At 62.0% G+C, this 18366-nt stretch carries 20 protein-coding genes; 4 read left to right on the top strand and 16 right to left on the bottom strand.

All coding sequences use genetic code 11. The features are described 5' to 3' along the window. Position 1: 1 nt before the first annotated feature. The 3 genes from RE4_RS18075 to hemL form a co-directional block, all read right to left on the bottom strand. Positions 2-607: a TlpA disulfide reductase family protein gene (locus tag RE4_RS18075; RefSeq protein ID WP_003942071.1), complete on the bottom strand. Its 606-nt coding sequence runs from the start codon at positions 605-607 to the stop codon at positions 2-4. Beyond that, positions 604-1263 (bottom strand): histidine phosphatase family protein, encoded by a 660-nt coding sequence (locus RE4_RS18080; protein WP_003941868.1) that lies wholly within the window; start codon positions 1261-1263, stop codon positions 604-606. The genes RE4_RS18075 and RE4_RS18080 overlap by 4 nt, the downstream gene beginning before the upstream one ends. A gap of 67 nt (positions 1264-1330) precedes the next feature. Then, positions 1331-2656: a glutamate-1-semialdehyde 2,1-aminomutase gene (hemL, locus tag RE4_RS18085; protein ID WP_019744354.1), complete on the bottom strand. Its 1326-nt coding sequence runs from the start codon at positions 2654-2656 to the stop codon at positions 1331-1333. A 110-nt stretch (positions 2657-2766) separates the two neighbouring features. On the opposite strand from hemL, the gene RE4_RS18090 reads away from it, so the two are divergent. Both RE4_RS18090 and RE4_RS18095 read left to right on the top strand, forming a co-directional pair. Beyond that, positions 2767-3114: a hypothetical protein gene (locus RE4_RS18090; RefSeq protein ID WP_007735283.1), complete on the top strand. Its 348-nt coding sequence runs from the start codon at positions 2767-2769 to the stop codon at positions 3112-3114. 59 nt (positions 3115-3173) lie between these two features. Then, positions 3174-5105, top strand: a complete 1932-nt coding sequence (locus RE4_RS18095) for an acyl-CoA dehydrogenase family protein (protein WP_060939085.1) — start codon at positions 3174-3176, stop codon at positions 5103-5105. A gap of 40 nt (positions 5106-5145) precedes the next feature. Here RE4_RS18095 and RE4_RS18100 read toward each other — a convergent pair whose 3' ends face one another. Further along, entirely contained in the window at positions 5146-6162 is a 1017-nt protein-coding gene (locus RE4_RS18100) for an ABC transporter permease (protein WP_060939067.1), read from the bottom strand. A gap of 131 nt (positions 6163-6293) precedes the next feature. On the opposite strand from RE4_RS18100, the gene RE4_RS18105 reads away from it, so the two are divergent. Then, the gene (locus RE4_RS18105; protein ID WP_060939068.1) at positions 6294-6854 is read left to right on the top strand and encodes a TetR/AcrR family transcriptional regulator; all 561 of its coding nucleotides are present in this window, start codon (positions 6294-6296) and stop codon (positions 6852-6854) included. Here the strand turns inward: RE4_RS18105 and RE4_RS18110 are convergent. The 9 genes from RE4_RS18110 to RE4_RS18150 all read right to left on the bottom strand — a co-directional run bounded on the left by RE4_RS18110 (position 6845) and on the right by RE4_RS18150 (position 16436). Then, complete coding sequence (locus RE4_RS18110) at positions 6845-7720, bottom strand: TIGR03619 family F420-dependent LLM class oxidoreductase (protein WP_060939069.1); 876 nt, start codon at positions 7718-7720, stop codon at positions 6845-6847. The two genes, RE4_RS18105 and RE4_RS18110, sit on opposite strands and share 10 nt — an antisense overlap. Continuing rightward, positions 7717-9375 carry an ABC transporter substrate-binding protein gene (locus tag RE4_RS18115; RefSeq protein WP_060939070.1) on the bottom strand — a complete coding sequence of 553 codons (1659 nt, stop codon included), beginning with the start codon at positions 9373-9375 and terminating at the stop codon, positions 7717-7719. The genes RE4_RS18110 and RE4_RS18115 overlap by 4 nt, the downstream gene beginning before the upstream one ends. Positions 9376-9399: 24 nt before the next feature. Beyond that, on the bottom strand, positions 9400-10461 hold the full coding sequence (locus tag RE4_RS18120; protein WP_060939071.1) for a DUF1214 domain-containing protein: 1062 nt from the start codon (positions 10459-10461) through the stop codon (positions 9400-9402). 88 nt (positions 10462-10549) lie between these two features. Further along, positions 10550-11695 carry a sulfotransferase family protein gene (locus tag RE4_RS18125; protein WP_060939072.1) on the bottom strand — a complete coding sequence of 382 codons (1146 nt, stop codon included), beginning with the start codon at positions 11693-11695 and terminating at the stop codon, positions 10550-10552. 22 nt (positions 11696-11717) lie between these two features. After that, a complete protein-coding gene (locus RE4_RS18130; protein ID WP_060939073.1) occupies positions 11718-12509 on the bottom strand; it encodes an SDR family oxidoreductase in 792 nt (263 codons plus the stop codon). Beyond that, complete coding sequence (locus tag RE4_RS18135) at positions 12503-12862, bottom strand: nuclear transport factor 2 family protein (RefSeq protein ID WP_021333930.1); 360 nt, start codon at positions 12860-12862, stop codon at positions 12503-12505. The genes RE4_RS18130 and RE4_RS18135 overlap by 7 nt, the downstream gene beginning before the upstream one ends. A 24-nt stretch (positions 12863-12886) precedes the next feature. Then, the gene (gene cysN / locus RE4_RS18140; protein ID WP_060939074.1) at positions 12887-14788 is read right to left on the bottom strand and encodes a sulfate adenylyltransferase subunit CysN; all 1902 of its coding nucleotides are present in this window, start codon (positions 14786-14788) and stop codon (positions 12887-12889) included. Next, a complete protein-coding gene (gene cysD / locus RE4_RS18145; RefSeq protein WP_060939075.1) occupies positions 14788-15693 on the bottom strand; it encodes a sulfate adenylyltransferase subunit CysD in 906 nt (301 codons plus the stop codon). The genes cysN and cysD overlap by 1 nt, the downstream gene beginning before the upstream one ends. Next, the gene (locus RE4_RS18150) at positions 15690-16436 is read right to left on the bottom strand and encodes a 3'(2'),5'-bisphosphate nucleotidase CysQ (RefSeq protein ID WP_060939076.1); all 747 of its coding nucleotides are present in this window, start codon (positions 16434-16436) and stop codon (positions 15690-15692) included. The genes cysD and RE4_RS18150 overlap by 4 nt, the downstream gene beginning before the upstream one ends. A 254-nt stretch (positions 16437-16690) precedes the next feature. Between RE4_RS18150 and RE4_RS18155 the strand changes: the two genes are divergently transcribed. Then, positions 16691-17302, top strand: coding sequence for a TetR/AcrR family transcriptional regulator (locus RE4_RS18155; protein ID WP_003942004.1), 612 nt, complete (start codon positions 16691-16693; stop codon positions 17300-17302). Positions 17303-17314: 12 nt separating this feature from the next. Here RE4_RS18155 and RE4_RS18160 read toward each other — a convergent pair whose 3' ends face one another. The 3 genes from RE4_RS18160 to mce1N form a co-directional block, all read right to left on the bottom strand. Beyond that, on the bottom strand, positions 17315-17596 hold the full coding sequence (locus RE4_RS18160; RefSeq protein ID WP_003942012.1) for a metal-sensitive transcriptional regulator: 282 nt from the start codon (positions 17594-17596) through the stop codon (positions 17315-17317). Between the two features lie 31 nt (positions 17597-17627). Then, positions 17628-17900 carry a hypothetical protein gene (locus RE4_RS18165; protein WP_060939077.1) on the bottom strand — a complete coding sequence of 91 codons (273 nt, stop codon included), beginning with the start codon at positions 17898-17900 and terminating at the stop codon, positions 17628-17630. Beyond that, the coding region (gene mce1N, locus RE4_RS18170; protein ID WP_060939078.1) for a transport-regulating membrane protein Mce1N at positions 17893-18366 on the bottom strand (474 nt) is incomplete at its 5' end. The genes RE4_RS18165 and mce1N, both read right to left, overlap by 8 nt.

Below are 18366 nucleotides of genomic sequence, written 5' to 3' on the forward strand. Positions count from 1 at the left end.
TTTACTGCGCGTCTTCCTGAGCTACTCGCTGGACGACGGGCAGCAAATCCTCGGCGAGAAGTTCTTGGAGGAACACCGCGGCAACGCGATGCTGGCGGTCCAGGACGATCGTCGTCGGAATGACCGACGTGGGGTAGCCGTCACCGAGGGCGATCAGCGAACGCATCGACGGGTCGTAGATCGACGGGTACGAGACCTTGTTGTCGACCACGAAGTCTTGCGCTTTGTTCTTGGTGTCGTCGCGGACGTTGATGCCGAGGAACTGCACGCCCGAATCCTTGGTCTGCTCGTAGACCTGTTCCAGGTCGTCGGCTTCGGCGCGGCACGGCCCGCACCACTGACCCCAGACGTTGAGGACGACGACCTTGCCCTCGAAGTCGTCGACGCCGACCTTCTGACCTTCGTTCATCAGATCGGGCCCGGAGAGCTTGCCGATGGTGCCTCGGTCGGACGGTGGATCGTAGAAGATCTTGGTCTGCCCGCCCGGTGAGACGAAGTCGAAAGTTCCGCCCTGTGCGACGGCGTCGTCGCCGGTCGCGCAGGACGAGAGAAGAAGCATCGCCGACGCAGCGGCTGCGAATGCTGCGGCGATGCGGCGCGAAATCATGCTCCTGTCACTCTCGGGTCGGAGGCACCGGCAGGTTCGGAGTAGACGATGTCGACCAGGGTGTCGCCTTCGTAGACCAGTGAGGTCAACGAGGCCAGTCCACACTGACGGTGACGGGGATCGTGCCAGAGACGCTCGCCCTGCAGGAATCGACGCAGTGTCCAGACCGGAAGCTGATGGCTGACGACGACGGCTTCGTGTCCGACTGCCGCGACGCGTGCGGCGTTGACGGCTGCGAGCATGCGATGAGCGATCTGCAGGTAGGGCTCGCCCCAGGACGGGGTGAACGGGTCACGCAATTTCCACCAGTGACGCGGACGTGAGAGCGCACCGTCCCCGACGGCAACCTTGAGACCCTCGAACTCGTTGCCTGCCTCGATGAGGTTTTCGTCGGTGACGATGTCGAGCTTGTGTGCCTCGGCGATCGGCGTCGCGGTCTCTTGTGCGCGCTGCAGCGGCGACGCGACCACGTGGGTGATGTCGTGATCGGCGAGCACCGACGCGACCGCACGAGCCTGGGCTTCGCCCGCCACCGACAACCGGAAGCCCGGGAGCCGTCCGTAGAGGATCCCGCGCGGGTTGTGAACTTCGCCGTGGCGAAGGACGTGGACGATGGTGCGGGTGGACGTGTGGTCGGGGTGATCGGCGTCGGTCACAGTCGAGGGTCCTCGCTGAAGAAGATGGATGTCGGAAGCGTGCGGTTGTTGCTCGAGCTTGAACGTGTCAGGGCTTGACGGCAGCAGCTGCGGCCTTGGCGGCGTGCGGCATGGCGTCGGCGATGATCGAGAATGCTCGATCATCGAGTGCTGCGGAGACGAACCACGCTTCGAACGCGCTCGGCGGCGGGTACACGCCGCGGGAGAGCAACGCGTGGAAGAAGGCGGGGAATCGCCAGGTCTGCGCGGCTTTGGCTTCGTCGTAGTTGGTCACCGTGTTCTCGGTGAAGAACACGCTCACCAAGGTTCCGGCGTACTGCACACGGTGTTCGACGCCTTCGGCGGTGAGGGCTTGGGTCATGAGGTCGCCGAGGGCGGTCGCGTTCCGGCCGAGCTTGGCGTACACCTCGGCGTCGGCGGCGCGCAGACTCGCGAGTCCGGCGGCGACGGCCACGGGGTTACCCGAGAGGGTGCCGGCCTGGTAGACGGGACCGTCCGGCGCGAGGTGACCCATGATGTCGGCGCGGCCGCCGAATGCTGCGGCAGGCAGGCCGCCGCTCATGACCTTGCCGAAGGTGTAGAGGTCGCCTGCGACGTTGTCGATGCCGTACCAACCCGAGGCGCTGACGCGGAATCCCGTCATCACCTCGTCCATGATCAGGAGTGCGCCGTGCTCACGGGTGAGACGACGCAGACCCTCGTTGAAACCGGGAAGCGGTGCGACGGCGCCCATGTTTCCGGCGGCAGCTTCGGTGATGACGCACGCGATGGCGCCGGGGTTGGCGGCGAACGCCGCGGCGACTGCGTCGAGATCGTTGTAGCGGACGACGATGGTGTCTTCGGCTTGAGCGCCGGTCACGCCGGGCGAGGTCGGCAGCCCGAACGTCGCGAGGCCCGATCCGGCGTCGGCGAGAAGGGCATCGACGTGGCCGTGGTAGCAACCGGAGAACTTGATGATCTTGGTGCGGCCGGTGAATCCGCGGGCGAGGCGGACTGCGCTCATCGTGGCTTCGGTTCCGGAGTTGACCAGGCGAACCTTTTCCACGGGCGCGACGCGGGCGACGATTTCCTCGGCGAGAGCAACTTCGCCTTCGGTCGGCGCACCGAAGGAGAGACCTCCGAGGGCTGCTTCGCGAACGGCTTCGACGACTGCCGGGTGAGCGTGCCCGAGAATCATCGGACCCCAGGACGACACCAGGTCGACGTAGTTGTTTCCGTCGACGTCGGTGAGGGTGTAGCCGGATGCTTCGCGAATGAATCGCGGTGTTCCGCCGACCGAACCGAACGCGCGGACGGGCGAGTTGACGCCACCCGGAATCACGTTGCCGGCACGTTCGAAGAGCCGAGCGGAGTTCGTTGCATGCACGTCGGGATCACCGGAAGACACAGTCACGGCTTCCAGTGTCCCAGTTCTGTCGAATCTGACAACGACAGGGTGTAGGACTTCGGTGCTCGAGGCGAGTTTTCCGGTCGAACCGGGCCCCGCGTGAGACGATTCCGAGCATGAAGCGACTGTTGACGACGCTGATGGTCTCGGCTGCGATTCTTCTCACATCGTGTGGTTCGGACGCTTCGAACGACGACAAGGCGACAGTTTCGTCGCCGCCGAGCGCCACAGACTCGGCTCGAACCACCGCGGCAACGAGCACCGACCCGGCGTTTCTCGGCGGGTGTTCGGCAGTGTCCGTCTACGTTCAGCAGCGTGTTCAGAGCGGCGACACGTCGACACAGACAGCGGGCGCCGACTTCCTGAAGATCGTCGAGAACGACCCTTCGTACCAGGCTATGTCCGAGAGCGAGAAGGAACTCTTCCGCCAAGGAATCGAAGCGGGTGCCGCGGGCTCCTGCTGAATGTGAGGTTGGGATCGAACCGGGTTGCCCGCGGTGCGCTACGCGCTATCGTCGGTTCCATGGCCACCACAGCGGACCACCTCAGGACAACACTCGACGGACGCTGGCGGGAGGTGCGTGAGCGCGTTCGCAGCGAATTGAACGACGAACGTTTTGCTCCGCACTACACACCCAACACCGCCATTGCGCGCTCCAAGGCTCTCGAACAGATGCGGGTCCTCGCCGATCTCGGCTACGCCGCAAACGGTTTCGCGGTCTCTCACGGCGGAACGGGCGACGCGGGTGGCGCCGTCACCAGCATCGAGATGCTCGCGATGTCCGACCTCTCACTGATGGTCAAGGCCGGCGTGCAGTGGGGACTGTTCGGCGGCGCCATCGAAAACCTCGGCACCGAGCGTCACCACCAGGCGTACGTCAAGCCGCTGATCGACCTGGACCTGCTCGGTTGCTTTGCGATGACCGAGACCGGTCACGGCAGCGACGTCCAGGAACTCGAAACCACGGCAACCTACGACGTCGAGACGGGCGAGTTCGTCGTCAACTCCCCCACCCCGTCTTCTCGCAAGGACTACATCGGCGGCGCTGCCCAGCACGCCACTGTCGCGGCAGTGTTCGCACAGCTGATCACCGGAGGCGAAAGCCAGGGCGTCCACTGCTTTGTCGTGCCGATTCGTGACGACGCCGGCAACGACCTCCCCGGAGTGACGACGTCCGACTGCGGGCTCAAGGGTGGACTGCCCGGAGTCGACAACGGCCGCATCGTCTTCGACCAGGTCCGCATCCCGCGTGAGAACCTGCTCAACCGTTACGCCGACGTCGCCGAGGACGGCACGTACACTTCGGCGATCGAGAACCCGAACCGTCGGTTCTTCACGATGGTCGGCACATTGGTTCGTGGACGTGTCACCGTCGGTGGTTCGGCGGCAGCGGCCGCCCGCGTGGGATTGGCCATTGCCGGTCGATATGCCCTGCAGCGCAGGCAGTTCAGTGCTCCGAAGAGTGACGACGAGGTCCTGATCATGGACTACCTCGTCCATCAGAAGCGCCTGTTGCCGTTGATCGCCCGCTCGTACGCTCTGCAGTTCGCACAGAACGAACTGGTCGCCGCGATGCACGACATTCAGAGCAGCGACGACCCGGACCCGCAGGAGCAGCGCGAACTCGAGGGTCGTGCCGCCGGACTCAAGGCCGCCAACACGTGGCATGCCACTCGGGCAATCCAGGAAGCACGCGAAGCCTGTGGTGGCGCAGGCTATCTCGCCGAGAACCGCCTCACCGCGCTCAAGGCTGACACTGACGTCTTCACCACGTTCGAGGGTGACAACCACGTTCTGACGCAGTTGGTCGCAAAAGAACTCCTCACCTCGTACGCCGACGAAGTCCGCGGCATGAGCCCGGTCGACTGGATGCGTTTCGCGGCTACGACGGTCTCCGACGTGGTCAAGAAGCGCACGGCGGCGCAGCAGATCCTGCAGACGATCGTCGACACTCGCCAGGACAACGAAGAGGACGGCAGCCTCTTCAACCGCGGCACCCAGATGAAGATGTTCGAAGACCGCGAAGAGTACCTACTCGCCACTGCGGCAAGGCGATTGCAGGCAGCGCAGAAACGCGAGGAGAACCCGTTCGACGCGTTCAACTTCGTGCAGGACCACGTGCTCAAAGCCGCTCAGGCGCACATCGAGCGCGTCATCCTGGAAGCATTCGTCGCCGGCATCGACTCGTGTGAGGACGAGACCGCAAAGGAACTCTTCGGCGAGGTGTGCGATCTCTACGCACTGTCCGTGATCGAAGAGGACAAGGCCTGGTTCATGGAGCACCGGCATCTGTCGGTGGAGCGTTCGAAGGCCGTGACGCGCGGGATCAACGAGCGTTGCCGCACCCTGCGCCCCCACGTCGAGACACTGATCGACGGGTTCGGCATTCCGGACATCCTGCTGGGGTCCGCGATGCTCGACGGACCGGGCACGGACGCCGTACGGCTGAAGTAAAGGGTTCGGGTGGGGTCGGCAGTCGCCGGCCCCACCACATTTATTGCGCTGCCGTCTTTTTCGACTGCCGAGAGGCAAGCAGTCCGGTCAGGCCGAGTGCCGCGACCAGCCAGATCCCCAGAACGAGCAGGTGCGGTCCGGCGCCGTTCCCATCGAAGTAGATGACGGAGCGGATGGGCTCCATGGCCGCTGATCCGAGCCAGAACGAATGGATGTGCTGCCAGAATCCGGGCAGGAACGACACCGGGATCGCACCACCCGAACTCGGGAAGTTGATGAAAACGAGCACCGTCAGCACCGCGAAGATCGCGGCTTGGCCGAGCAGTCGATTGAGCAGGATGCTCACCGCACCGACGGTGAACGTGTAGAGCATCGAGATCCCCAGCAATTGCAGGATCTGACCGACCGACGCCCCGAAGGCGTGCATGAAGATGCTGGTGATGCCGAAGGCTATGAGCGGGGTGAGTATCGCCGCACCGGCCAGGATCGAATACTGCTCTCGCAGCCGCATTCTCGGCGCAACCTGACTGAGCACCGTGATGGTCAGGTAGCCACCGAGGGTGCAGACGATCAGGAAGTAGAAGAGCCCGACGGTCGAGGAGTCGCGCGCCGTGACGGGCGCCGAGTCGATCACCGTGACCTGCTGCCCCGTCTGCTCCGCGACGGAATGCGCCAAGCTGCTCACCACGGAAACCGTCGAGGCACCCGCACCGGTGGCGATATGTGCGGTCACGGTGTCACCGATCTCGACGGCGCCGATAGCGTCACGGTTGTCGATGCGCGAGATCGCGTCAGCCGAGTTCTCTGTGGCGACGAGGTCGAATTTGTCGCCAGACGTGGCTTCGATTCCCTCGATCAACGACGCCGTCACAGATGCTGGACCAACCACCACGATCGGTGCCTGGTTCGGCATCGGCGAGTGGAACGCGCTGACGTAACACAGGCAGAACATGATGACGAAGAACAGCGGAAACGCGAGTCCACTGCCCACCATCTTCCAGTTGGTCGGCGGATCGACAACCTCTTCACTGGGAACGCGGACATCGGTATCTGTCATATTTCACACTCTCTTCACTAACCGCATCTAGCTGTCAACACCGTTGACAGACTCAACAGTCAACACTGTTGACACGTTAGAGTCAACGCCGTTGACAACGAGGTCGGCGAGCGAGCACAGAGGTCGATGTCGTGACATCCACGAAGCACACACCAGAGCGGGAACAGCCCTCGACGTCCGAGGCGATTCGCGCCGCAGCGTTCCAACTATTCGGTGAGCACGGGTTCGGTGGCACGTCAGTTCGCGCCATCGCCAAAGTTGCCGGAATCGATCCGGCCCTGGTCATCCGGCATTTCGGGTCGAAGGAAGCGCTGTTCCTGGAAACCACTCCGGTTGCGGACTACTTCGAAGGTCAGTTCGACGGCCCACTCGACACCCTCGGTGAGCGGATCGCAGCCTTCGTCCTGGGCAAGGCCGACGCCCGGATGCTGTCGGTTTACACAGCGCTCATGCGAGCGTCGGACAGTCCACGCATCCGGGAGCGACTGCGCGAGATGACAGGCACGTTTGCCACCAATCTCGCCGCTCGCCTCGACGGTGAAGACGCGTACACCCGCGCACTCCTGGTCTCCGCCCAGGTGTCCGGCCTGTTGAGCGTCCTCAGCGACGAGAGTATCCCCCAGTCCGCAGATCGCGACGAGTTGGCAAAACTCTACGGCCGGGCGATGCAGACGCTGATCGATCAGTACTGAGCGATGACCTCCTCGGCAAACCGCCGAACGGAGTCGAGTCGTCCGTGACGATCACCGGCGTCAACTCCGTAGCGATACCAGGGCAACACTCTGATTTCTGTGACTCCGAGAGTCTCGAGTTCGCGATATCCGTCCAGATCACGAACATCCGTCGGCGAGACGTTGACGCCGAAAGGAACATCGGCACGACCGTACTCGACCCGCAATTCCGTGAGGCGATCGATAGCGCAGGCTAATTCGGCTTTGGTCGTGTTCACCGACATCCAACCGTCAGCCAGCCTGGCTGCACGACGCAACCCCGGTTCGCTGTGCCCACCGATGTAGATCGGAACCGGAATCTCCGGAGCCGGACTGATCATCAGAGCGTCGAAATCGTAGTGCTTGCCGTGGTATTCGACCCATTCCGGTCCACGTCCCGCACACACCGCCTTGATGATCTCGATGGCTTCGTCGGTACGCGCACCGCGGGTGCGCATCTCGGTACCGGTGAAGGTGAATTCCTCGGGAATCCAGGACAAACCGACGCCGAGAGCGACGCGGTTTCGCGACATCACGGCCATGGTCGATACCTGCTTGGCCGTCAACAGCGGATCGCGCAGTGGAAGTTTGAACACATTGGTGTAAAACCGAATTCGCGACGTGACGGCTGCCATTGCCGTCATCGCAATGAACGGATCGGGCATCGGCGTCTCGGGTGCCCACATCCGCTTGCCGTCAGCGGTGTACGGATACGGAGCCGACACCTGCTCGGGATAGAACACGGAATCCGGCATCGCGATTCCGTCGAACCCCACCTCTTCGGCGACCTGCGCCAACTCGCACAGTTCCAGGGCGTCGATCATCGCACCCGCCAAGGACCACTTCATCGTTCCACCGTTTCGCCGTTAGGCGAGATCCAAGCGCCGCCCAAGAACATGATGTCGGTGATGTTGCGTACGACGCCGTGAACATTGCCGTCCCATGCGGTCAACACCGACGCCGGCCCCCAGATCACGTAAGGCACAGTCGCGTTGGCGTACTCCTGCACCTTGCTGATCGCCTCACGGACAGCATCGTCCGTCGATGCCGTCTGCACAGCTGTGATCATCGCATCCATCTCCGGGTCCGCGAAGCCGGACGGGTTGTTCTTCGAATCACTGGCCATACTGTTGTACAAGTTGAGGTACGGCGCTTCTTCTCCGACCGGAGCGCCACCTCTGGTCATGTCGAAATCGTGGTCCTTGTATACCCGTCGAACCAGATCGGTCACATCGGTCGCGTAGTCGATGGTGACGTCGAAACCGATCGCGTTCAGCGACGCCTGAACCGTCAGTGCCGTCGCCTGTTGGCTGGGCTCCGGGGTGGTGAGGTAGCGGAGTTTCCCGTCGTACCCGTCGGACTTTGCTTGATCCAGCAGCGCCTTCGCCTTCACCTGATCGAACAGAATACCTGCTGTGTTGTTGAACCAACGTGACGTCTGCGGGACCAGATCGGAACTGGCGGTGCCCAATCCGTTGTTCGCACGAGTATTGACCGCCTCCGGATCCACCCCGTAGGCGATCGCCTGACGGACGCGTACATCGGCCCCGGGCTTGCCCTCGCGATTGTTGATCGTGCCGATCCCGTTCTGTCCGGTCGGACTGAGGTATCCCGAGTATCCGTCGTCGAGAGCTTGTTCGATCACGGCCTCGTCGCGAAGAATGTACGTCATGTCGATCTGGCCGCTCTTCAACGATTCGTACTGAGACTGCGCACCCGATGTAGGAACAAACCGCACTGAGTCCAGTGGCGGTTTACCGCCCTGATAGTCACTGCGGGCGGTGAGCACCAGTTCTTCGTGCGGCGCGAACTTGGCCAGGGTGAACGGACCCGCCCCGATCGGCGTGAACGCTCCCTCCACTGTTCCTGAAACTGACCCTGCCTCTCCCCCTGAACTTCGCGCAACGATCATTCCGGGCCCGAGCGACAACAGCGCCGGGAATTGACGCCAGGGCCGCTCGAGCACGAATTCGACTGTGGTGGCATCGGGCGTCTCGATCCGATCCACGATGTTGAGCCAGGTCTGCGATACATCACCTTTGCCTGCCACGAATCGATCGATACTCCACTTCACCGCTTCCGCGTCGAGCGGGCTTCCGTCGCTGAAGGTGAGGCCATCAGCCAAAGTGACGGTGTACGAAGTGAAGTCGCTGTTGTTCGACAGTGTCTTCGCGAGTTGTGGCACGAAGCTCCCGTTTGTGGAGTCGCTGCGTACCAGCGTGTCGTAAATCGCGGCCATTTCGGTTCCGCCGGTCGAACCGGCGGCTTGCGTTCTCGTGGGGTCCAACGAGGAAGGGAACGAATAGGACCCGAAGGTGAGAACACCGCCGTCGATCCGCTCCCCCACATCTGGGGCGCCCACAAAACCAGCTGCGCCACTACTGCTCGGTGAAGCCGATCCCGAGTTGTCCCCACTGCTCGACGCGCAGCCGGCCAACATCAATGCACCGGCAAGCCCGAGCGCGACAAAGCGAGGGCCGAACCTAATCTTCCTGGTGTACATACGTTCCCAATCTCCGAAAGCGTGTCAGATCTTGACTACCTTCGACGTCGGGATCGGGTGCGAGTCCGCCTTGATCCAGCGCAGCGCCCATGTCCCCTCGGCATGCGAATCGGTGTCGATCCAGTTGCCGTAACCGGGATCCTTCGCCGCCACGACAATCGTCATGGTGCCGTCGTCGTTGAGCTTCGCGGTGTGATTGTTGACGTAGATGTTCGTGCGGTTGTAGTCGAGGGACTCGACCCAGAAGTTCTGCAGCACGAAGTTGAAGTACTCACAGTTCGGAACCTCGGTCTCGATGACCCACGCCTCGTCCTCGGCGAGCTTCCAGTAACCGTGGAAGTAGAAGATCGTCGGATCGCCGCCGGCATCCTGGAAGTAGTCCTGTCCCCAGTCGAAGATCTCGTTGGTGTGCGGCTGGAATTTGCGCGACCATTCCAGGAAGGTCTCCGCCATCCCCTTCACGATCCCGACGGACTTGGTGAGGCGTTCGCCGATCTCTTCCGGACTCAGCGGGACGAACTCGCCGTCCGGGTTCAGGCATTCGATGGTCAGATCACCGATGACCTCGTTGCGCCGATCCTGGTGAGTTTGCCGAACGGAGATGAGGTTGCTGTCGGGCGCCAAAGGCAGCCATGCGCCCTCAGCGGGCTTGTCGACGCTCGCGATGAACTCGAAACGGCCGTTCTCGTCGACCTCGAGGTCGTGGATATGCAGATCTCCGGTCTGCAGCATGGTGCCGTCGATGTGGTACCGATTGACGCGCGAGCCAAAGGTGATCAGCGGGACGGTGCCTCGGGTGCCGATGATCCGGTAGTTGTACTTACCGGAAATGTTGGCGCGCATGTAGACGTTGTCCGGGTTGTCGGCACCGATCTTCGTCATCATGTTCGGGTTCGGAGCCGACGAGAACTGCGGCCACCGCGGATCGGTGTACTCGACACAGTTGATCGTGCCGTACCGAAGCAACCGACTCAGGTAGCGGATGCCCTCGGCTTGAGTCAGCGGATCCTGAGGGACCATCTCGTCCTCCAGGACCTTTCCGACATCGAGCAGATCTGCGCAGAACTTTTCCCAAACAGCATTCATGTGAATCTCCTTGTTTCAGTTGGGGCTTCGCCCTGTGCGCCTTTTTGGTAGTCGGCACTACCAAAAAGGCGCACAGGGCCGGAGGGCTTCAGGGTGTGGTCGCGAACTTCGCTTCGACGTCGGCGGCGCTCACGCCAAACTCCTCGAGCGAATAGTGATGCGACGGACGGCGGTGCTCGGCCAGGCTCGCCTGATGCGACGCCTCCACCGCTGCGCGAGCCTCGTCAGTGAATGGCAGGTCGAACTGCGCGTAGATCTTCTCGACGGTGCCGACCGCATCGGCGATGAAGTCTTTGTAGTCGACGTCGATGAACTGATCGGGGTTGTAACGGCTACGGGCATTGTTGAAGTTCGCGTTCCCTCGCGCCCACAGGTCCAGTTGCGTGCGCCCGATGGCGGGACGGTCGAATGCCTTCGACATGTCGTGTCCGCCCTGCTCGACGAGGCTGAAGGTGGACGCCATCGATGTCAACGGGTCACGGAACGTGCGAACGAACAACGCGTCGGGATAGACCGCCATGATCTCGTCGATCGCGAAGACATGGCTCGGGCTTTTGAGCACCCACCGTCTGTCCTGGTCGTGCAGCCCGATCAACTGCAGGTTCTTCTTGTGCCGCGCATATGTTTCGGTCCAATCCTGCTCCGCCAGCCACTGCGTGTAACTCGGCACGTACGCAACAGTTTCGAACGCGGTGGAGAGCAGCGTCTGCTGCAGCAGACGCCAACATTCCTCGACCTCCTCCGCCCCCATGAAATGCACCTTCATCAGGTCCGCTTCGTTGCGCTGGCGAGCACGGTAGAAGGCGTCGGAGCGAACGTAATCTTCGTTCTCCGACCACTTGTCGCGCTCGGGGCGCGGCTGCGGCGTCTCGGCGAGCCACATCTCGGCGCCCTGATGCGCTGGGTCGGCACCGAGCAAGCGGTGCAGCGCGGTGCTGCCGGTGCGGGTCAACCCGACCACGAAGATCGGGCGTTCGATCGGAACGTCGATGTGCTCGGGGTATTTCGCGAATCCGGCCTCACTGGTCAGGCGTCCCGCGAGCGCTCCGACGATCATCTTGCGAGCGATCACCTTGCCGTGCGGAGTGAGGTCGGCTTCGTTCTGGAACGACTCGAGCAGAACTCGAAGCCCTTCGAGATAGCTGTCGCTGCCGAAGTTTTTGTACCCGGTCTCCTCACGCGCGACCTGGTGCAAGTCGTCGATGGAACCGATGCCGTCGTAATCCTGTGTCATCTGTAATTCCTTGTGGGGTTGTTCAGTGGTGGGTGTGACCGCAGTTGACGTCGAGACATTGCCCGGCGATGGCTCTGGCCGAATCGGACAAGAGGAAGACGACGGCATTGGCGATGTCGTCAGGTTCGGGTAGCCGGCGCAGATCGGCGCCCGCTGCAACCTCGTCGTAAATGACCTTGGGGTCGACCCCAGCTGCCGCCGCCTTTTTCTCGAACATGTTCTTGACCGAGTCCGCCCAGATATAGCCGGGAGCAACCGAATTGACTCGAACGCCCTTGGGACCGAGATCGATCGACAAACTGCGTGCCATTGCCAGGAGCCCGGATTTCATGATGCGGTAGGCCCCGAACCCGGGAAGCTGATTACGCAGCACCATGGACGTCACCATCACGACGGAGCCCTCCGCCTCGGTCAATGCCGGCACAAACGCGCGTGTCACGTTCAACGCCGCAAGCAGGTTGATGTCGATACCCGACTGGATGGACGCCATGTCGGCGTCCAGGAGCGAGACCTGCGCCGGTTGGACAAAGGCGTTGTTCACGAGGCAGTCCACGCCGCCGAACTCTGCGAGCGCAGTCTCAGCCAACGAGGAGATCGAATCGACGTCGGTGAGATCGGTCGGAATGGCCAGTGCAATTCCGCCGCGGTCTCGGATCTCGGTTGCCACAGATTCCAAACGCTCGGGTGTGCGGGCGGCCAGAACAACTTTTGTTCCGGCCGCCGCACTCTGCACCGCAATCGAACGACCCAGCGCCGGGCCCACTCCCGAGACGACGACAACCTTGCCTGCCAGCAGGCCCTGATGGGTCAGCACAGTGCCTGCGGATCGAGAACAACACTCAGAGAAACGATCTTGCCGTTCTCGTCGAACTCGAACAGGTCGGAGGCAGCGAAGTCGGCCATCCCGACGCGCTGTACCCGAAGCTGCATTGCTGCGTATTTTCCCGTCACCGAAATCGGGCCGAGCAGGCTGACTGTGAAATCGACCTGCGCGTTCGCGGTGTCGAATTCGCGAATCTCGTCGATTCCGCGGTAGGTCTGGACCCCCAGCGGTTCGTGTTGAACTGCGTCGGGCGCAAACAGCGCAACCAGGCCGTCGACGTCGTGACTTCCGAGACACTTGACGTAATCTTCTACGGCAGAAACTATTTCAGCCCTGTCAGGCATGGATGCTCCTCATGTTCAGGCGGATCAAGAAATGGTTCCGCGGGCGCGAAGATGGTCGACGATCGCGATCGCAGCGTCCTCAGTCGTCGTGACACTGGTGTCGATGTGAATGTCAGGGTTCTGCGGCGGTTCGTACGGCGAATCGATTCCGGTGAAGTTCACCAACTCGCCACGTCGAGCCTTCTTGTACAGCCCCTTGGGATCTCGCTCCTCTGCGACGGCAAGAGCGGTGTCGACGAAGATTTCGACGAACTGTTCGTCGCCGATCAATTCACGGGCGGCATGACGCTCCGCCTCGAACGGTGAAATGAAGGACGCGAGCACGATCAGACCGGCGTCCGCCATCAGTCGGGTGACCTCGGTGACGCGACGGATGTTCTCGACGCGGTCGGCTTCGGTGAATCCGAGGTCTCGATTCAGCCCGTGACGGACGTTGTCTCCGTCGAGGAGGTAGGTGTGTGCGCCGAGTGCGTGCAGTTGACGCTCGACATCGTTCGCGATGGTCGACTTTCCCGAACCGGAGAGACCGGTGAACCACAGAACTGCGGGTTGGTGTCCCTTGAGCCTGGTGTGCGCGGCCTCGTCGACGTCGACGGATTGCCAGTGAATGTTGTCCGATCGACGCAGCGAGTGCGTGATCATGCCCGCACCGACAGTGCCGTTGGTAAGGCGGTCGATGAGGATGAAGCTACCGGTGTCACGGTTGCCGACGTACGGGTCGAACGGGACCGGTCGATCGAAACTGAGGTTGCAGACACCGATTTCGTTGAGCGCGAGAGTAGTCGTTGCGGTCTTCTCGAGAGTGTTGACGTTGATCTTGTGTTTCGGTTTGGTGATGCGCGCAGTGACTGTCACGGTACCGATCTGGCACAGGAACGGCCGTTCGGGCAGCATGGGAGCCTCACCCATCCAGACGATGCAGGCCTCGAACTGATCGGCTACGGCCGGCGGATTGTCGCCGATGGACAGCACATCACCGCGACTGATGTCGATCTCGTCGGCGAGCGTGATGGTGACCGAGCGGCCCGCACCGGCAACGTCGAGGTCGCCACCCATGGTCACGATGCGCTCGACTGTGGACGTCTTTCCACTGGGGAGCACGCGGATGGGATCTCCGGGAGATACGGTGCCGGAAACGATCTGGCCGGAGAATCCGCGGAAGTCGAGGTCCGGCCGGTTGACCCACTGCACCGGCATCCGGAACGGAGCCGCGGCGGCAGCATCGTCGATGTCCACGCTTTCGAGATGCTCGATCAGGCTTGGTCCGGAGTACCACGGGGTATTCGCACTGCGCTCGGTGAGATTGTCACCCATGTATGCCGAGAGCGGGATGGCGACGAACCCGTCCAGACCGATCTCGTGAGCGAACTCTGCGTAATCCGCGGTAATGGCATCGAAGACCTCTTGCGAGTAGTCGACGAGGTCGAGCTTGTTCACGGCAAGCACCACGTGCTTGATCCCCAGCAACGACACCAGATACGAGTGCCGGCGGGTCTGAGTCAGTATCCCCTTGCGGGAATCGACAAGGATCACAGCAAGATCGGCGGTCGACGCGCCCGTCACCATGTTTCGGGTGTACTGCTCGTGCCCTGGAGTATCGGCGACGACGAACTTGCGTCGCTCGGTCGTGAAGTAGCGGTAGGCGACGTCGATCGTGATGCCCTGCTCACGTTCGGCGGCGAGACCGTCGACCAGGAGCGCGAAATCGAGCCCCTCCCCCTGGGTTCCGCTCTTGCGCGAATCGGCTTCGAGCGCCGTCAGCTGGTCGTCGAAGACGAGTTTCGATTCGTAGAGCAGACGGCCGATCAAGGTGCTCTTGCCGTCGTCGACGCTGCCGCACGTGATGAATCGCAGCATGCTCTTGTTTGCATGACGTTCGAGGTACGCCTCGATGTCGTCAGCGATCAGATCCGAGGAAACAGTCATCAGAAGTACCCCTCTTGCTTCTTCTTTTCCATCGACGCACTGGAGTCGTGGTCGATGACCCGTCCCTGGCGTTCGGAAGTGGTGGTGAGCAACATTTCCGAGATGATCTCGGTCAGGCTCGTTGCGGTCGATTCGACGGCTCCGGTCAGCGGGTAGCAGCCGAGGGTGCGGAAACGAACGCTCTTGAGTTCCGGAGTCTCTCCCGGCAGCAACGGCATCCGGTCGTCGTCGACCATGATCAGCGCACCGCCCCGCTCGACGACGGGCCGCTTGTCGGCAAAATACAGCGGAACGATCGGAATCTCTTCCTGGCGTATGTATTCCCACACATCCAGCTCGGTCCAGTTCGAGAGAGGGAAGACGCGCAGGCTCTCGCCCGGCGCTTTGCGGACGTTGTACATCCGCCACAGTTCCGGTCGCTGCTGCTTGGGATCCCAACGGTGCGCAGCTGATCGGATCGAGAAGACGCGTTCCTTGGCGCGGGATTTTTCTTCGTCACGGCGGGCGCCGCCGAATGCAGCGTCGAACTTGTAGTGATCGAGGGCTTGTTTGAGGCCTTCGGTCTTCCACATATCGGTATGGACAGCGCTGCCGTGAGTGAACGGGTTGATCCCCTGCTTCACGCAGTCCGGGTTGGTGTGGACGATCAGATCGAGATCGCCTGCAGCAGCGGTACTGTCACGAAGTTTGTACATTTCACGGAACTTCCACGTGGTATCGACGTGCAGAAGCGGAAACGGCAGCTTCGACGGATAGAAGGCCTTGCGCGCCAGATGCAGCATCACGGCGGAGTCCTTGCCCACCGAGTACAACATCACCGGGTTCTCGCTCTGGGCAACAGCTTCACGCATGATGTGAATGCTCTCGGCTTCGAGTCGTTCGAGGTGCGTCAGTGTCGCGGTCATCGGCCCAGTTCCTCCAGTGCTTTCGGGGCGAGTTCGGGTCGGCAGATCAGCAGATCCGGCAACCACGGGTTTTCCTGGTTGTAGCGCAGTTCGCTGCCATCGATACGCGAAACATGCAGTCCCACAGCATGTGCGACAGCAGCGGGCGCCGCCGAATCCCACTCGTACTGTCCGCCCGCATGTGCGTAGATGTCTGCCTCACCCGAGACGACCGCCATTGCTTTGGCTCCGGCGGATCCCATTTCGATCAACTCCGCGCCCATCGAGTCGGCCATGCGCATGACCGGTTCCGGACGACGCGTCCGCGATACGACGACTCGAACCGGCGTCGCGGCATCCCGTTCGGTTCGATCATCGCTGCTCGAATAGGTGACGCCAAGGGCAGGCATTGCGACCGCACCTGTTGTGAGGACACCGTTTTCGGTCAGCGCAACATGAACGGCCCAGTCCGATCGTCCGGCCTCGCCGTACTCACGGGTGCCGTCGAGAGGGTCGACGATCCACACCCGATCCGCAGCCAGCCTCGCGAGGTCGTCAGCCCCTTCCTCCGACAGCACTGCATCCGCAGGAAAGCGTCGGGCGAGTTCGGCGACGATGAATTCATGACTGAGCCGATCGGCCGCGTTCTTGAAAGTCGCGACATCACCGTCGTTTTCGCCGAGGGATTTCCGATGGTCGAGCAGAAGTTCTCCAGCCGCCGCGGCGATGTCGATCGCCGCGCGTTCATCGTTAGTGCGTGTCATAGGTACTCCACAACTGTGTAGACCTCCCGATCGATACGGGAAGAAAGGTCAGGCCGACCGCAGAGTGTCCAGCACTTTGCACTGGCCTCGATGTGGTCTGCGCCATACCGTAACACCAGAATGAACGATGTTCATTCTATTTCGAACAATGTTCATTCTATGATCTAAGTCACATCGAATTCTGGGCGGCGTTCGACAACGAACAGTGTTCGATGTGAATTGAGGATGCCGACCACCGCGACTACGGTGATCAAATGAGCAGTACCAGCAGCAAGTCGATCTACGGCGACGCCGAAGTGCGTCGACGCCGAACTCTCGACGCGGCGATCTCGCTTCTGGACGAAGGAGGCTACTCCGCGCTCACGATCCGCGCTGTCGCCAAACGAGCCGGCACCAGCACTGGCCTGATCTACCAGTACTTCGTCGACAAGCAGGACATCTTCGCCGCCCTCCTCAGCGAAAGTCAGCTGGAAATGGCGGACTTCGTGAACTCGCTCCCCCGCGAGCAGGGACTGAGCGCCTTACTCGAGTCCATGATTTCCGAGTTTGCTCGGCACTGGGCACGGGTGGGTCGACTCACCACCACTTGGCGCGACATCGAAGGCATGGCCGGGTCCGACCGAGAAAGCATGCGGGAACTTCACGCATCCGTAGCGGTCTACAACTCGGCATTGATTCGAGCGCTCACCGAATCTGCTGCAGCCGAAGGGAGCCGGTTGATCGACGACCCCGCGTTGATCCATCTCGTGCTCTCCGGACTCAAAGGCCTGTCGGACACCATCGTCATCAACATCGCCAAAGAAGTCACACCCGAGTACTTCGTGAGCTTCTCCGCCCGGGCGCTCGCGCGGTCCATCACGGAGTGATGGACCGGCACCTTACGAACGAACGAGGCGAGCGATGGCCGCCTGAGCTTCCTTGATCTTGACGTCTGCTTCCGGACCACCCTGCTTGGCAGCTTCGACGACGCAACCCGCAAGGTGCGCGTCGAGAAGCTTCAGGGATACGGACTGCAACGCGCTCGTCGCGGCGGACACCTGGGTGAGCACGTCGATGCAGTACCGGTCGTCTGCGACCATGCGTGAAATTCCGGCTACCTGACCTTCGATACGACGAAGGCGCTTGAGCAGATCGTCCTGCTCGGGGCTGTAACTACTCATACCGCAACTATACCCCCTACCCGTATGAGGGCTATCGCGATGCGACGAAGCCCACCCGGGCCCGGCGCACGACATCGATGGCCATCAGCCCCGCAACCAGAATCGACAACCCGGCGCCCGAGATCCAGAGACCGTCGTAGTGCGTGCTCTCGAACGGTGGAGCGCCCTCCAGTATCGGTCCGAAGTCGGACGTCGTCGTACCCGCTCGCCAGCACACGACCGCCAGAATCGTTGCGGCGACGATACCGAGTACACCGATCCACGTCTTCACGTCGACGAGCGGAGTCGGCTGCGCCTCAATCATCGGCAGACCCGTCCGGTTCCACACCGACCGTGACAACCTGGCTCAACGCCTCGCGAAGTGCCCGATCGTCTTTCGCCCACGCTCGCACCAATCCCCCGGTGGTCAGACGCAAGCCGATACCGTGCCGACGCCGGGGCACTCCGGACAGCTCACCCAGCGCGCGTGCCGTTTCCCACGGCTCCATTTCGTCTTCGTAGGCGGCGTCGTCGGACTCCGGGAACACCTCGGCGATCTCGGTGATCGGCACCTCTTCGGTTCCCTGACGCAACGTGGTCGCGGTCAGAAGCACGCTCGCATGCCGGCGCGCGGCAATCACCTGCACGTACACCAAGCCGGTGAGGATCACGGCGAACATCGCCAGACCGAACCAATGCACCACCGGGCCGGTGAACAGCTCGATGACCAAGGCGATCAGGCAGAAGATCGGACCGAACGCAATGGCCCACCACCGAGATCCCGGTTCGTA

Origin of the sequence: Rhodococcus erythropolis NBRC 15567 (assembly GCF_001552595.1) — a bacterium.
Lineage (GTDB): Bacteria > Actinomycetota > Actinomycetes > Mycobacteriales > Mycobacteriaceae > Rhodococcus_F > Rhodococcus_F erythropolis.

Coding starts and splice junctions, on each gene's coding strand:
- RE4_RS18075 (WP_003942071.1), bottom strand. CDS start 607: ATGATTTCGCGCCGCATCGCCGCAGCATTCGCAGCCGCTGCGTCGGCG.
- RE4_RS18090 (WP_007735283.1), top strand. CDS start 2,767: ATGAAGCGACTGTTGACGACGCTGATGGTCTCGGCTGCGATTCTTCTC.
- RE4_RS18095 (WP_060939085.1), top strand. CDS start 3,174: ATGGCCACCACAGCGGACCACCTCAGGACAACACTCGACGGACGCTGG.
- RE4_RS18100 (WP_060939067.1), bottom strand. CDS start 6,162: ATGACAGATACCGATGTCCGCGTTCCCAGTGAAGAGGTTGTCGATCCG.
- RE4_RS18110 (WP_060939069.1), bottom strand. CDS start 7,720: ATGAAGTGGTCCTTGGCGGGTGCGATGATCGACGCCCTGGAACTGTGC.
- RE4_RS18115 (WP_060939070.1), bottom strand. CDS start 9,375: ATGTACACCAGGAAGATTAGGTTCGGCCCTCGCTTTGTCGCGCTCGGG.
- RE4_RS18120 (WP_060939071.1), bottom strand. CDS start 10,461: ATGAATGCTGTTTGGGAAAAGTTCTGCGCAGATCTGCTCGATGTCGGA.
- RE4_RS18125 (WP_060939072.1), bottom strand. CDS start 11,695: ATGACACAGGATTACGACGGCATCGGTTCCATCGACGACTTGCACCAG.
- RE4_RS18135 (WP_021333930.1), bottom strand. CDS start 12,862: ATGCCTGACAGGGCTGAAATAGTTTCTGCCGTAGAAGATTACGTCAAG.
- cysN (WP_060939074.1), bottom strand. CDS start 14,788: ATGACTGTTTCCTCGGATCTGATCGCTGACGACATCGAGGCGTACCTC.
- cysD (WP_060939075.1), bottom strand. CDS start 15,693: ATGACCGCGACACTGACGCACCTCGAACGACTCGAAGCCGAGAGCATT.
- RE4_RS18150 (WP_060939076.1), bottom strand. CDS start 16,436: ATGACACGCACTAACGATGAACGCGCGGCGATCGACATCGCCGCGGCG.
- RE4_RS18155 (WP_003942004.1), top strand. CDS start 16,691: ATGAGCAGTACCAGCAGCAAGTCGATCTACGGCGACGCCGAAGTGCGT.
- RE4_RS18160 (WP_003942012.1), bottom strand. CDS start 17,596: ATGAGTAGTTACAGCCCCGAGCAGGACGATCTGCTCAAGCGCCTTCGT.
- RE4_RS18165 (WP_060939077.1), bottom strand. CDS start 17,900: ATGATTGAGGCGCAGCCGACTCCGCTCGTCGACGTGAAGACGTGGATC.